13 protein-coding genes and 2 pseudogenes are annotated in these 12,699 nt (G+C 70.6%); 9 read left to right on the top strand and 6 right to left on the bottom strand.

The window, feature by feature from the left end; genetic code table 11:
- Window positions 1-176: 176 nt before the first annotated feature.
- From AMK16_RS00820 to AMK16_RS00805, 4 genes are read left to right on the top strand one after another with little or no spacing between them, the layout of a single operon-like run.
- Window positions 177-752 carry a DUF5994 family protein gene (locus AMK16_RS00820; protein WP_073907186.1) on the top strand — a complete coding sequence of 192 codons (576 nt, stop codon included), beginning with the start codon at window positions 177-179 and terminating at the stop codon, window positions 750-752.
- Window positions 753-757: 5 nt separating this feature from the next.
- Window positions 758-979 (top strand): hypothetical protein, encoded by a 222-nt coding sequence (locus tag AMK16_RS00815; RefSeq protein ID WP_073907185.1) that lies wholly within the window; start codon window positions 758-760, stop codon window positions 977-979.
- Window positions 976-1,242 (top strand): hypothetical protein, encoded by a 267-nt coding sequence (locus tag AMK16_RS00810; protein WP_079191234.1) that lies wholly within the window; start codon window positions 976-978, stop codon window positions 1,240-1,242. The genes AMK16_RS00815 and AMK16_RS00810 overlap by 4 nt, the downstream gene beginning before the upstream one ends.
- A gap of 50 nt (window positions 1,243-1,292) precedes the next feature.
- Window positions 1,293-1,628: a hypothetical protein gene (locus AMK16_RS00805; protein ID WP_242438500.1), complete on the top strand. Its 336-nt coding sequence runs from the start codon at window positions 1,293-1,295 to the stop codon at window positions 1,626-1,628.
- A 268-nt stretch (window positions 1,629-1,896) separates the two neighbouring features.
- On the opposite strand, the pseudogene AMK16_RS36910 reads toward AMK16_RS00805, so the two are convergent.
- Window positions 1,897-2,094, bottom strand: a pseudogene (locus tag AMK16_RS36910) (alpha/beta fold hydrolase); the annotation flags it as partial.
- 2 nt (window positions 2,095-2,096) lie between these two features.
- Between AMK16_RS36910 and AMK16_RS00795 the strand changes: the two are divergent.
- Both AMK16_RS00795 and AMK16_RS00790 read left to right on the top strand, forming a co-directional pair.
- Window positions 2,097-2,372: pseudogene (locus tag AMK16_RS00795) on the top strand (alpha/beta fold hydrolase); the annotation flags it as partial.
- A gap of 278 nt (window positions 2,373-2,650) precedes the next feature.
- Window positions 2,651-3,019 (top strand): hypothetical protein, encoded by a 369-nt coding sequence (locus tag AMK16_RS00790; protein ID WP_073907182.1) that lies wholly within the window; start codon window positions 2,651-2,653, stop codon window positions 3,017-3,019.
- Between the two features lie 288 nt (window positions 3,020-3,307).
- On the opposite strand, the gene AMK16_RS00785 is transcribed toward AMK16_RS00790, so the two are convergent.
- Entirely contained in the window at window positions 3,308-5,191 is a 1,884-nt protein-coding gene (locus AMK16_RS00785; protein WP_073910081.1) for a flavin monoamine oxidase family protein, read from the bottom strand.
- Window positions 5,192-5,583: 392 nt separating this feature from the next.
- On the opposite strand from AMK16_RS00785, the gene AMK16_RS00780 reads away from it, so the two are divergent.
- Window positions 5,584-6,666, top strand: a complete 1,083-nt coding sequence (locus tag AMK16_RS00780) for a lytic polysaccharide monooxygenase auxiliary activity family 9 protein (protein WP_143196771.1) — start codon at window positions 5,584-5,586, stop codon at window positions 6,664-6,666.
- A 356-nt stretch (window positions 6,667-7,022) separates the two neighbouring features.
- Window positions 7,023-7,667, top strand: a complete 645-nt coding sequence (locus AMK16_RS00775) for a dihydrofolate reductase family protein (RefSeq protein ID WP_073907178.1) — start codon at window positions 7,023-7,025, stop codon at window positions 7,665-7,667.
- 504 nt (window positions 7,668-8,171) lie between these two features.
- Here AMK16_RS00775 and AMK16_RS00770 read toward each other — a convergent pair.
- The 3 genes from AMK16_RS00770 to AMK16_RS00760 form a co-directional block, all read right to left on the bottom strand.
- Window positions 8,172-8,600 (bottom strand): MarR family winged helix-turn-helix transcriptional regulator, encoded by a 429-nt coding sequence (locus AMK16_RS00770; protein WP_073907176.1) that lies wholly within the window; start codon window positions 8,598-8,600, stop codon window positions 8,172-8,174.
- Window positions 8,600-9,016, bottom strand: coding sequence for a polyketide cyclase (locus tag AMK16_RS00765; RefSeq protein ID WP_073907173.1), 417 nt, complete (start codon window positions 9,014-9,016; stop codon window positions 8,600-8,602). The genes AMK16_RS00770 and AMK16_RS00765 overlap by 1 nt, the downstream gene beginning before the upstream one ends.
- A 234-nt stretch (window positions 9,017-9,250) precedes the next feature.
- On the bottom strand, window positions 9,251-10,228 hold the full coding sequence (locus tag AMK16_RS00760; RefSeq protein ID WP_073907171.1) for a hypothetical protein: 978 nt from the start codon (window positions 10,226-10,228) through the stop codon (window positions 9,251-9,253).
- A 345-nt stretch (window positions 10,229-10,573) separates the two neighbouring features.
- Between AMK16_RS00760 and AMK16_RS00755 the strand changes: the two genes are divergently transcribed.
- Window positions 10,574-11,551: a MerR family transcriptional regulator gene (locus AMK16_RS00755; RefSeq protein WP_073910078.1), complete on the top strand. Its 978-nt coding sequence runs from the start codon at window positions 10,574-10,576 to the stop codon at window positions 11,549-11,551.
- A gap of 57 nt (window positions 11,552-11,608) precedes the next feature.
- On the opposite strand, the gene AMK16_RS00750 is transcribed toward AMK16_RS00755, so the two are convergent.
- The gene (locus tag AMK16_RS00750; RefSeq protein WP_073907168.1) at window positions 11,609-12,643 is read right to left on the bottom strand and encodes an aldo/keto reductase; all 1,035 of its coding nucleotides are present in this window, start codon (window positions 12,641-12,643) and stop codon (window positions 11,609-11,611) included.
- Window positions 12,644-12,699: the final 56 nt, after the last annotated feature.

The following is a 12,699-nucleotide window of genomic DNA, read 5'->3' as shown; positions in this document are numbered from 1 at the left end:
GCCCGCCACACCACCTCGGACGGAAAATGCCTGGTCACGACGGTCAGAGTCGGTCCAGCAGGCGTAGAGTGAAAGCACCGGAAGTACTTCGCACACCGGCTGTCACGTGGGTGTCATTTCCGGCGATCGCCTAGAAACCGGGCTGCCGACGGGCAGTCCGGGGGCAGGTCCCCTCCATGGCCGACGTCCTTGTCCGGACCGCGCCCCGTGATCTCGCCGCAGAGCTTCCGGCTCGCTTGTCCCTCACTCCGAAGACTTCCCTCGCCGGTCAGCTGGATGGGGCCTGGTGGCCCTACTCGCGCGACCTCGAAGCCGAGCTGCCACCGCTCGCCGCCGCCGTGGAGGACACCTGGGGGCGCGTCACCCGCGTCACGGTCAATCCCGCCCGGTGGCCCGTCGTACCGCGCACGGTTGCCGTGGACGGGCGCGCGCTGCATGTGGGCTGGTTCACCGAGCAGCATCCCGACAAGCTGATCCTGCTTTCCTACACGGTGGGCCGCTGGGATCTCCTCGTCATCCCGCCCGAGACCGCACCCGCCGCCGCAGCCCGCTTGATGGCCGCCGCGGCCCTCCCGGGCAGTGTCCTCACCGCCGGCGTGCTCCTGGCCAACGAAGCGGCCATCGGGCGCGGCATCGCGGACGCCCGGCGCCGGGAAGCAGCCTGGGAGGAGGAGGGCGGGGCCTGGGTCTCTCCCTTCGGGGATCCGATGGGCCGCAGCCCCCTCGCGCTGCCGGCGAACACCTGGAGGTGAGCAGCGTGGAAACCGTCGTCCTTATCGCGGTGATCGTCCTTGGGATCGGCATCGGAATGCGGTGGATCCATCTGCTGAACGCGCAGCACGAGGCGCGGATCGCGGCCCACCACTTCAGCGACCCGCTGCCGAGACCTCCCGGCCTGCCGAACAGCAGCGGTCGGGGCGCCGCGCCGCCCCGGCCCACCGACCGCTCGTCCACCCCGAAGGGAACCCCGCCCACGTGAAGTACATCGAGACCCAGACGCTACCGTCGCTCGGGCACGCCGAGGTGCGGATCATCGCGCACACCCCCGAAGCCGCCCGCGCAGTCGCGGAAGCCCTCCGCGCCTGCTTCGTCGGCGCGGAACAGCGCAGCTACCCAGGCCTCGACGGCGACACCCGCCTCCACCTCACCGTGGACACGGCGACGCCCGCCGACCCCGCCCGCTCCACCCTGGCCACCGGCCTGGCCCCGCGCGGCGCCGGCGCCCACTGCGACGAACTCTGAGAAGCCGACGGGCCTCGGAGCCCTGGTACCCGCATACGAAAGGACGCTCCATGGCCACCCTGCGCGAACGCAAGACCTACCGTGATCAGGTGCTGCGGGTCCTGTACGAAGCCGTGGAGGGCAACCGCCTGCTCGGCATCACCGGAGCGCAGCTCCGGCGCGACCTCCACGTACCGGATCAGGACCTGGCCGCCGCCTGCACCTACCTGGCGGGCGAAGGCCTGATCACCGTCGACTGGGACCCCGGCAACACCCCGGCGATGGTCATGCTCACCCACGAGGGAATTCGGCGCATGGAGGCCGAGGAGATGGAGGCCGAGGAGGAAGAACTCGACGGGGGTTCCCTTCCGCAGGGACGGGGGCCTGGTGCCTCCGGCGCGGCCTGAGCGCTTCCACGACGTCAGGCCGCGGGAGTGACGAACCCGCGTTCGCGCAAACCGACGGGTCGCCGGCGGCTGCAGCGCAGTTGGTGATCGCCGCGCTTCGGCATGCGTCCTGTCTCCGGCCTCGGCCGGGAATGGTCGGGTAGCAGGGGCGCCCCCGGGTTCGGTCCGGGCATCTTCATGGTACCGCCGTATCATCATTATGGTACGGTCGTATCACGAACCTGGATTCTTCCCCTGAGGTGACCCGTGCCAGAGAACACGACCCGTGTGCGTGTACCCATGTGCGCAGCTCGGGAACGGCGATCACCGGCTGTTCCAGCCAGGAGGCGAGGCGCGGGCGCAGCGCCCTGGGCGCGAAGCTGGCGAAGAGGCTGACGAAGGCCCAGGCGAAGAAGCGCAGGCCGGCCTTCTCCAGGCCGCCGGGGTCGAGGGCCGTGAGGGAGGCGAGGCGTTCGGGCCTGCGGTGGCCGCCCGGCGCCACTGCCGCTGTCCGACGACGAACTGGGGTCCATCCGGACGCCGTTCCATCTGATCATGGGCAAGCGCAGTCTGCTCGTGCACCCGAAGCGGCAGCTGGAACGCGTACCACGCCTGATCCCCGGCGCCCGGGCCGAGATCATCGCCGCGACCGGCCACGGACCGCAGATCGACCACCCCAACCTGGTCAACGCCCGCATGCTGAGCTTCATGGAGGACGCCGACTCCCTCAACCCGGCGGCGAACCGAGGCGCCACGAACACGTAGTCGGAAGGGCAATCGAAACCACTCGCGCCCATGCTCCGTCAACAGCCCCGGCCTCCGCCCCAGCCCTCGGGTGCCGAGCGATCCTGGGGGAGGCGGAGCATGTCGGCCCGCCTCGTCCGATCCGGTCCCCGATACTTTTCATCCCCCGCGGAGGCCCACGACTCGTCCAGTGGAGCTTTGGGCTTGAAAATCGCTATCCGGATCCGACCGTCAACCCGTAGTAATGGCTTCTCGGCCTGACCGGTCCGTCCGCACGCGATCAGTAGGAGCGACGAGACATGACTCGCCTTCGCACCACATGTATGTCCCTCGCCGGCGCCGCGGCGATGTTCGCCCTGACTGCCGCGCCCGCCCACGCCGCCCCCGGTGACGTCACCACCTCGTGCGCGAGCGTCCTCACCCCGACCGGCTTCGTCGACGTCAGCTGGGGCTACAGCAGCAGCTGCGGCACGCAGAGCTTCAGCCCGAACATCAAGCAGATAAAGCAGCTCACCGGACTGCCTGTCGGCACCGTGGTCCAGGCCTGCGCCTCCACCTACCAGCCCGCGGGATGGGTCCAGACCAGCGCGTACTACAGCAGCAGCTGCGTGTACTCGTCGAACCCCAGCTTCAACAACAACGCATGGCAACTGAAGCGCGTCTCCTGATCCAGGACCGTGGCTGAGGTCCGCAGCGGACGGCGGCGCGTCGACGGCAGGGGCCGGACGTCCGCGGCGGACCGGCGCCGGCAAAAGGCAGCGCACCGGGCGACGGGAAGCGGCGCAGGCGGTGCGAGGACCTACGGCGCCGTGCTCGACCGACTTCCAGCCGCCGGAGAACGTCAGGATGCTGACTGATGTCATGTCCTTGCTGCGCAGCGGCCGGCAGTGCGCCGGAGGTCGGACGGGCTGAACGGCTGCACACATCGCACTCACCGCCTCCACCGCCCTCACCACTTACTGCGCCGAGTGCACCTCCAGGGCGGTGCGCACCGCGGATTCGAGGGCACCTTCGATCCACGCGGGCTTGACGGAGGTGTGGCACCCGGCGAAGTGCAGGTTGCCCTCGGCCTTGCGGACGTGGGGGAAGAGCTCGGTGTGCTGGCCGGGCAGCAGCACGGAGGCTTCGCCGTAGGCGTACGGGTCGCGCATCCAGGACTGGGTGCGTCCGACGCCGGTGTAGAAGACCTCGATCCGCTGCCCGAACACCTCCTGGACTCCGGCGAGGGCACGGGGGTAGCGCTCCTCGTCGTCGAACGAGTCCCACTTCAGGGCGTCGTCGGACCAGCTGTAGGAGGCGAGGATGACCCCGCCCCGGCTGCCTTCGACGGGATGGGAGGGCTGGAACATGAAGCGGTTGGGGTTGTCGGTGGCCGAGCCGCCGCCGATGACACCGGCCGCCTCGGGCTGGTCGCGGGAGACCAGGCGTGTGGCGGCGTAATGGGCGCGTTGGGGAGCGGAGATGTGCCCCTTGGGCACGGAGGGATGGGCGCCGAGCAGGCTGCCGTCGCCAGGCGACTGGCCGAGCTGGTACTTCCGGTACAGGCCGGGCCGTACGGCTTCCAGTTCGCGCTTCCAGTCGGCTTCGTCGAACTCCCACCAGCGACGGCTGAATTCCAGCAGCACCTTGGTGGCGGCGTCGTAGTGGAGCTCCGTGACCGCGCGCCGCTTGCCGTAGGAGAGCGCCGGGACGACCGGGATGTGGCGCAGTCCGGAGAAGGGGACGGTGATGATCGCGGCGTCACCGGTGAAGGTCTCGCGCTGCACGGGGCCGGCGCCGCGGCCCTCCGAGACGGTGTCGATGGTGACCTTGCCGTCGCCGTGCGCGATCCGTGTGGCACGGCGGTCCAGCCGCACGAGGTCCTTGACCCGGCCGTAGAGGGCGTCTGCCAAGGTGGCGGTGCCGCCGGGCAGTTCGAAGAAGGAGGTGTCGGGGCTGATGAGCGAAGCCCCGATGAAGCTGTGCACGAAAGCGAGGTGGAGTCGGGAGGTGAGGTTCTCGACGGTTCCGATCAGATCGATGGTCCGCTCGTCGAGCTCCGCCTCCTCGGTCAGGTACCGGTACATCGACATGTGGCCGTAGCGCTGGATGACGCGGGCCCAGCCCTCGACGAGCTCCCTGTCCTTCTTGCCCTCGATCTCCTTGCGTACGGGGGCGAAGGCGTTGCGCACGATCTGCGCGGCGGGGACGGCCTCGTAGGCGGCCGGGACGCCGAAGGAGCGGTTGAGGGCCTGCGGGCTGCGCGCGTAGTCGGCCCGGCGCACGCGGATGCCGTTGACGAAGATCCACGTGCGGTACGCGGGCCGGCCCGCCCCGTCGACATCGACGAGGTGGAAGGGCCTGCGCCGGAGACCGAGGCTGTCCATCAGCCCGGTGACCAGCGGGTGGCTGTCGGGGATGCGCATGGCGCCGGCCTCGGCGTACTGCTTCGGGTCGGCGAAGGGCGCGGGGAACTCCTCGTGGCCACCGGTACGGAAGGTCTTGATCCGGCCTCCCACCCGGTTGCCGTTGGCCTCGATGACGGTGACCCGGTGACCGGCCTGGCGCAGCAGGTGGGCGGCGGTGAGTCCGGCGGGCCCGGCGCCGACGATCAGCACCTTGCGGCCGGAGCGGCCTGCGGCCCCACGGGACGGGGGCAGACCGGTCTTCAGGAGGATGTCCGCGTAGTGCGGCACGAGAGGCCGGTCCTCGTCGTCCCGCACCAGGATCGCCCGGGCGATGGTCAGACAGGTGTCCCAGTCGGGACGGGAGGCGGGGCGGGCAGGCGCCTGCGAGGCCACGGCGCCGGCTGCGGTGACCGCAAGCGCACCGGCTCCCGCGACCGCGGCCGCGCCGGCGATGACGGTACGGCGGGAGGGCCGGCGGGCAGGCCCGGATGCGGGCTCGTCAGCGGGATCGGGTGTGGAAAGCGAATCGATGATCACGGGCCAACTCTTGCGGTCCGGCTGTGACCCGAAGCCCAAAATCTACTGGGGCGGGGAACTATCACCCGGACGTGCGGCGCGCGCGGTCCGCAGTTGACGAACTGGGATTCGCATGGGCCGGCCGGCTCGCATTCCGGTGCCGGCATGGCCGATCACGTGCCCCCGGGGCGGCTGTGATCCATTCCTTCGTGAATCCCGTCCGGTCAACACGATCTGTGGTTACATTCTGTAGTGAATCGTCACCTTCAGTGATTGTCCTGCTGGGGTGGCGGCTCCAGTGATGGATTCGATCTAGGAGAGGGGACACCGTGAGCGGCTACCAGCCGACTGCTCCGTCCGACCTTCGCGCCGACATCAGGTACCGCGAAGACGGAAAGTACAGGATGTACGGGATCAGCCTGCGATGGCGGATCGGGGAGAACGGACCTGATCAGGGGGCATGGCCCCCTCCAGGGGACTGGAACGAGGGCGACGCGCCCTACCCGCACCTGTACGAGGTGTGGCTCAACGACGAGCTGAAGCAGACGGTCTTCCTCTACTGGCCCGCCTGGAACTGGATGCAGTCCAACTCCCACTGGGTGGACCTCGGTGATGAGGAGCCCGGCGAGCAGTTCAGCGTGAAGATCCGCGCCCGGGTGGACGGCCAGTACACGCCGTTCACCAACACGGTGACCGTCGGTGCGGAGTCTTCCGTTCAGTGGGCGGCCCGTGAGCCACGCCAAAAGGGCGCACAGGGCAGCAGCCGTGAGGGGCAGCGGCACGGCACGGTCAACCACCCGCGCAGCCGTGCGGCCGTCGCCATCCGGGACGAGGACCCCTCACCGATCTGTGCCGAGGCGCGCCGCGTCAACACCAGCACCGTCTGGCAGGAGGTGACGCCGGGAGCCGCCCGGATGCTCGCCGACTACCCGTGGAACGACGCCCAGAAGTACCTCGAATACCGCAAGTTCTTCGAGGACGCCACCGTGCCGTCCGCGGGCAACGCGGCTTTCCGCGGCCTGGATCTGGCGCCGGACGCGACGCTCGGGGAGTGGCCCCTGACGGAACTGGACACATCCGCTGCCACCCAGTCCTTCAGCTACGACTACACGGCCTACCACACGAACGAGACCTGGTCCCACCGGTGGTTCCTCACCCGCGCCGACTGGGTGCCCGGAACCGGCTTGACCTGGCAGGACCTGGAGCCGATCCCCTTCCTGGTCGAGGTCCAGGGATCGCACCGGGAAGAGGAGTCCAACCAGTGGGAGTTCGCCTCCCTGCCCCGCCGGACCGGACGCGCGGCGATCGTGCACATCTGGGGCGGCCACGGAGGCCCCGACACACCGGACGGTGAGAACGGAGGCAAGACCGGCGAGTTCTTCGCGTCCACGTGCGATGTGATGCTGCGGTAACCGCATTTCCTCCCGCCTGATCGACCGCCCCTCCTCAGTCGGTCGATCAGGAACCGGAAGCATCGGACGGGGAAGGACCGTGAGCGGGCGGCTCCGCAGCCGCTCGCTCACGGTCGGGCGCCGGGCCCCGCGAGTGGGCCCACCCGGGGCAGTACTCCTTGCCGTGTGCGCCGTCCTGGCTCCCGTGCCACTGGTGTTCTGCGCCGTAGCCGGTGGTGGGGTGCGGCGCGCCGCCGGGGTCGCCTGACGGAGGGCGGCCGATGAGCATGAGGCCGGGGCGCCGTCGCAGCGATGAGTCTGCCGGTGCCCACAGGTCTACCTACCGAACGGGACACACAACGCATCGGGAGCACGTCATGGGCCTTATCCACATCGAGCTGTTCGCAACCCTCGACCTCGTCGGGCAGGCGCCCGGCGGCCCCGACGAGGATCCGGCGGGCTTCCCGTTCGGCGGATGGCAGGCACCCCTGCTGGACGAGGTCGCGGGCGCGCAGGTCAGTGCCGCGTACGAAGGCACGGACGCCCTCCTGCTCGGCCGGCGGACGTATGACATCTTCGCCGCCTACTGGCCGCACCAGGAGGGCGGACAGGACAACGAGATCGCCGCGCTCTTCAACGGTGTCCCGAAGTACGTGGCCTCTCGCGGCAGGCCCGACCTCTCGTGGGCCGGATCCACGCAGCTCGGTCCGGACCTGGCAGGCGCGGTGCGCGAGATCCGTGAGCGTCACGAGCACGTGAAGGTCGTCGGGAGCCTGAACCTGGTGCAGACCCTCCTGCGCGAGAAGCTCTTCGACCGTCTCGACCTCTGGGTGCACCCGATCGTGCTGGGTGTCGGGAAAAAGGTGTTCGGTGAGGGTGCGGTGCCCACGAACGTCACTCTCCTCGAACCGCCGGCAGCCGGCCCGAAGGGCACGGTGTACCTGCGCTACGGGCTCGCCGATGGCACGCCCGGGACGGGGGACATGAGCGCACCCGATCGCGGTGCCGGTCGCGAGGACTGAAGCCGCCCCGCGGCCGGTGGCCCGCAGGCCGTCCCGCCCGCGCGCCCACCCGGCCGGCCCGGGCGGCCGCCCCCGGCCGTCCAGCCGCGCCCGGCCGCCCGGGCCGGCCGGACGCGCGCGCCGCCGAGTTCCAGAAACCTGGCCGCACAGCGCGGGCGCGAGCGCCCGCCGCCGGGTGAGCCGGGGGTGAGCCGGCGGGTGCCGATCTGGAACAGCCGCTCCCACTCCGGCCGGATCCGCGCGCGGCCCCCCGCAGTGCCGGCGCCCCGCGCGGCGAGGACGTCGGACTTGCTGCCTGCTCCTCGGCGGCGGCCCGCCACCGGAACTCGGCGGCCACTGTCGCGGTGCAACAGCCACGCAGACAGGCGGCCTGATCGATGCCGCCCGGCGGGGCGGCGTGGACCAATCGTCACCGCCGTCCGTCACGGCAGCCGAGACCGTGACCCCCGGGCCTGGCGCGCGTCATCGTGCCAGCGGCCTGCCCTGCGTCCTGGGCGGGGCGCGTCAGGGCTGAGGGTGGGCGAGGCGGCCGAGCAGCGCCACTGCCTGGTCGCGGGCCACCGGCTCGAAGAACCGCGCGTCCACGCCCTCCACGGCTTCGATCGCCCGCGGTGCCAATTCGGCGCCCGCTCCGGTGACGCGCAGCCGTTTGGCGCGGGTGTCCGCCGGATCGACCTCGCGCTCGACGAGACCCTTCTGCTCCAAGGCGCGCAGGACCTGGGAGGTCATCTTGACGTCCGTGCCCGCCTGACGGGCGAGGGCCAGCTGGTTGGGGTGCTCGTCCTGTCCGTTGAGCCACCACGTGCAGGCCAGCAGTACGAACTGCACGTGCGTGAGGTCGAGCGGGGCCAGCGCCGCGGCGATGTCACGCTGCCAGCGCAGCGTGGCGTGCCACAACAGGAACCCGGGGCTCTCGCCCGGGCCGAGGGCCATCAGCGCGAGGCCAGTGCGGCCAGCGCCGCCATCGTCTGTGGCCAGTCGGCCGTGATGCCGGGTCCGATCTGCGGACCGACCTCGTCCGCGCCGGTGCCGGTGATCTCCATCCGGTACACCAGGCGGATCCGCTCCTGATCGAGGCGGTCGATCCGGTGCGTGGTGCGCAGGAGCAGGTCACCGAAGCGGGCCTCGTCCACGAACTTCTCGCCTTCGACCGCCTCGGCGATGCTCAGCAGGATCGGCTCGTCCCCGGGCGGGGTCATCGTGATCCGGCTGCCCGGCGCGAAGGGGCCGTCGATTTCGATCTTCTCGATCTCGGCGTTCCACGTGCCCCAATTCTTCACGTCGGCCCACAGCCCCCAGACCGCTTCGGGGGTGGCTCCGGTTTCGATGCTGTGCTCGTAGTCCCACATGGCAGGTCTCCTCCGCTGGACGCGATGTTCTGTCCGTAGATTATCTGCGCACAGACTATCTGTCCAGCGCGGGGCCTGGCGGCCGGGCGGTTCCGGACCGGCCCAGCCGCTACCCGAGGACCGAGCCGCAGCCCGAAGCGCAGGGATGCGGCAGGTCGTGTTGCCCGCTCTCGAACCACCCGCGCGCGTGAGGGCCTGCCCGAGCTGTCCCGCGGCGCCGGCCGACGGCCCGCGCTACTGGAGGTTCAGGCGGAACGGGTGCGAGGCGTCCACGGGACAGGTGAAGACGCGCAGTTCACCGTGGCGGCCGACGCTGAGGTCCGGGTCGCCCCCGCTGTCCACCGTCAGGAGCAGACGGGTCCGTGCGCCGCAGGCCGGGCAGTCGACGGGCACCAGGTCCGTCAGGTGCCAGCTGGGCCAGCCCCCGGCCTTCCACCCCTCCTGACAGGAGAGGTCGCGGTGGTACTCGGTGTCGTGGCCCTCCGCCCAGGTCTCGGCGCGCGCGAGCAGTCCGGCGGGCAGCTCGTCCCCGTCCGGGAGGTCGACGACCTCCAGCGGATCGAGGACGCAGGGCCGGGGCAGGTACGAGGCCACCGCGTCCACCGGCAACGGTGGTTGCAGCAGGGCGCCGGTCACCGAGGCGGCGCAGCGGTGGCGCAGCTCGACGGACGGCCCCCAGTAGTACGACTGCCCGGGCAGGTCGGAGTGTTCCCGCGGGCACCACAGGACCTGTAGCAGGTCCATGCCCTCCGGCCAGGGGAGGGCCGGAACGTCCTGCGCGCGCAACTGGAGGACCGCCACCAGCGGGACGCCCGGCACCGCAGGCTCCGGTACCCGGCGGACCAGCTCCCACGTGATCATGTCGAGCATTCCGGCGCCGTCCATGATGCGGGTCTGCGCCTCGGCTTCCGCCTGCGTGATCTCGTACGCTGCGTTCGCCCGTCCCGCCCGCCGCTCTCGCATGGCACGGTCGATCTGCTGCCAGGTTTCCCGGTCCGCTTCGGAGAGCTTCTCCCGTACCTCGACGAGGTGCGGCCCCTCGCACACGGGCCACGGCTCGTCGGCGGGCCACAGCAACGGGCCCCCCACATGGCTGTCGAGGGGAGTGGGCCGGCCCGACCTCGGGCGGAGCAGGGTGACTCGGCGGGCGTACGGGGCGAGGTCGGGTATCGCGGCGAGCAGTGCCGCGGCGCTCGCGTTCGGAGTCGTCACAGGGGACACGGTAGAGCGTGCCCGTCGGCCGGTTGCCCGAGGTGCCTGGCGGCCTTGGGCCGATGCGTCACTCGCCGCAGGATCCGCCACCGCCGCCGCAGGACGAATCGCCGGCACAGGCGCGACCGCCGCCGGGTTCATCCCGCCGCCACCGGCGTCCCCGACCGCCGGCAGGGCATCGCTTCGGGCATCGCCTCCACCGGCTCGGGTGCGGGCGCCGCCGTCGGACTGGCCGTACTGGTCCTGGTGGCGACGCATGCTCCAGTAACTCGTAGGAGCCCGGTCGGGGCCCGGCGGGGGAACGGCCTTGAGTCTCCACCGGCTGGAGACAGCAGAGTGGGGGACATGGACGTTACGACCCTCTTTTCGATCGGGGAGCTTTCCCGGCGGACCGGCTTGTCCGTGAGGACCATCCGCTTCTACTCCGATTCGGGGGTGGTGGCGCCGACCACCCGTAGTCCCGCCGGTTATCGGCTCTACGACCTCGACGCCCTGCTTCGTCTGGAACTCCTGCGCACACTGCGCGAACTGGGCATGGACCTGGCCACGATCCAACGGGTGCTGGACCGCGAGCTCTCGGTGGCGGAAGTCGCCGCGGCGCACGCCGATGCCGTGGACGTCCAGATCCGGGTGCTGCAACTGCGTCGGAGCGTTCTGCGAGTCGTGGCCGAACGCGGGTCCAGTCCCGAGGAGACCAAGCTCATGCACAGGCTCACGCAGTTGTCCGGCGAGGAGCGCCGACGGTTGATCGACGATTTCATCGATGGCACCTTCGGCACGATGGATGACGACCCGGCCGCGGTGGCCGTGGTTCGCGCCGCCACGCCCGACCTTCCCGATGATGCGTCCGGCGAGCAGGTCGCCGCCTGGGTGGAACTCGCCGAGCTGGTCGGCGACGAGGACTTCCGGGCCCGGATGCGCCGGACGGCCGGACACCAGGCCGCCGGGTGCTCGCTCGACATCGAGGCCGTGGCAGGCGAGGACCTGATGGAGTCCACCCGTCAGAGGGTGGCCGAGGCCATGGAGTTGGGCATCGACCCGCGCAGCGACAGGGCCGCCCCCGTCATCGACGACCTCGTGCGCCGCTTCGCCGAGGTGTTCGCGCGCATCCCTGACACGCAATTCCGGGACTGGATGGCCCGGCAGTTCGAAGAGGCGCACGATCCCCGGGTGGACCGGTACTGGCGGCTGGTGTGGATCGTCAACGGCTGGCAGGTGGTACCGAACCTGATTCCGGTGTACCCCTGGCTCATCCAGGCCCTGCGCAATGACCGTGACGCCCAGTCGCCGCAGTGGGCGCCGCCCCCCGACCCCGCCCCCTGAGTGATCACTCACTGCCTGTGATCACTGACTGCAATAACACCCCTTGGACTCATTCATCTAGACCACCGCAGGGTTGAGCCGGGCGAAGCCCTCCTGCCGCTCGTACGGGAAGTAGGGGTACGGAGCTGTCCGCCTGCTCACCCCGTCGAGCTTCGCCATCTGGTCCGGGGTGAGGGCCCAGCCCACGGCGCCGAGGTTCTGGCGCAACTGCTCCTCGTTGCGGGCGCCGATGATGACGGAGGAGACGGTGGGGCGCTGAAGGAGCCAGCGCAACGCGATCTGCGGGACGGCCCTGCCGGTTTCCTGCGCGATCTCGTCCAGGGCGTCCACCACGCGGTAGAGGTGCTCGTCCTCCACCGGCGGCCCGTAATCGGCGGTGTCGTGCAGCCTGCTCCCGGTGGGCCACGGCCGGCCCCGGCGGATCTTGCCGGTGAGACGGCCCCAGCCCAGCGGGCTCCAGACGATCGCGCCCAGTCCCTGGTCGAGGCCGAGAGGCATCAGCTCCCACTCGTAGTCGCGGCCGATGAGGGAGTAGTAGACCTGGTGGGCGACGTAACGCTGCCGACCGTGCCGTTCGGCGGTGGCGAGGGACTTCATCGCCTGCCAGCCGGAGAAGTTGGAGACGCCGAGGTACCGGATCTTCCCGGCCCGTACCAGGTCGTCCAGGGTGGACAGCGCTTCCTCGACGGGAGTCCGGGCGTCGAAGGCGTGCAGCTGGAAGAGGTCGATGTAGTCGGTGTCGAGGCGGCGCAGGGCGGCATCGACGCAAGCGATCAGCCGGGAGCGGGACGTGCCCGCATCGCCGGGGCCCTCACCCATGGGCAGCCCGGCCTTGGTGGAGATGATCACCTGCTCCCGGCGCCCCTTGAGCGCCGCGCCCAGTACCTCCTCCGACGCGCCGCCGGAGTAGACGTCGGCGGTGTCGAACATGGTGATCCCGGCCTCGATGCAGATGTCCACGAGGCGCCGCGCCTCGTCGACGCCCGTCGTGCCCCAGGCGCCGAAGAGCGGCCCCTGTCCGCCGAAGGTTCCGGCGCCCAAGCTCAATGCCGGGACCTGAAGCCCGGACGCGCCCAGCTGTCTGTACTCCATGACGTACCCCCCTCTAGACCGCAGACCCCTGACTAATGGATCCGCAGTTCCGTTAA

It is taken from the genome of Streptomyces sp. CB00455, from assembly GCF_001905445.1.
In the GTDB taxonomy this organism is placed as follows: Bacteria; Actinomycetota; Actinomycetes; order Streptomycetales; family Streptomycetaceae; genus Streptomyces.
The sequence above is the reverse complement of the archived record's forward strand: the minus strand, read 5'-3'. Positions and strand labels throughout refer to the sequence as shown.

Coding starts and splice junctions, on each gene's coding strand:
- AMK16_RS00820 (WP_073907186.1), top strand. CDS start 177: ATGGCCGACGTCCTTGTCCGGACCGCGCCCCGTGATCTCGCCGCAGAG.
- AMK16_RS00805 (WP_242438500.1), top strand. CDS start 1,293: ATGGCCACCCTGCGCGAACGCAAGACCTACCGTGATCAGGTGCTGCGG.
- AMK16_RS00790 (WP_073907182.1), top strand. CDS start 2,651: ATGACTCGCCTTCGCACCACATGTATGTCCCTCGCCGGCGCCGCGGCG.
- AMK16_RS00775 (WP_073907178.1), top strand. CDS start 7,023: ATGGGCCTTATCCACATCGAGCTGTTCGCAACCCTCGACCTCGTCGGG.
- AMK16_RS00770 (WP_073907176.1), bottom strand. CDS start 8,600: ATGGCCCTCGGCCCGGGCGAGAGCCCCGGGTTCCTGTTGTGGCACGCC.
- AMK16_RS00765 (WP_073907173.1), bottom strand. CDS start 9,016: ATGTGGGACTACGAGCACAGCATCGAAACCGGAGCCACCCCCGAAGCG.
- AMK16_RS00755 (WP_073910078.1), top strand. CDS start 10,574: ATGGACGTTACGACCCTCTTTTCGATCGGGGAGCTTTCCCGGCGGACC.
- AMK16_RS00750 (WP_073907168.1), bottom strand. CDS start 12,643: ATGGAGTACAGACAGCTGGGCGCGTCCGGGCTTCAGGTCCCGGCATTG.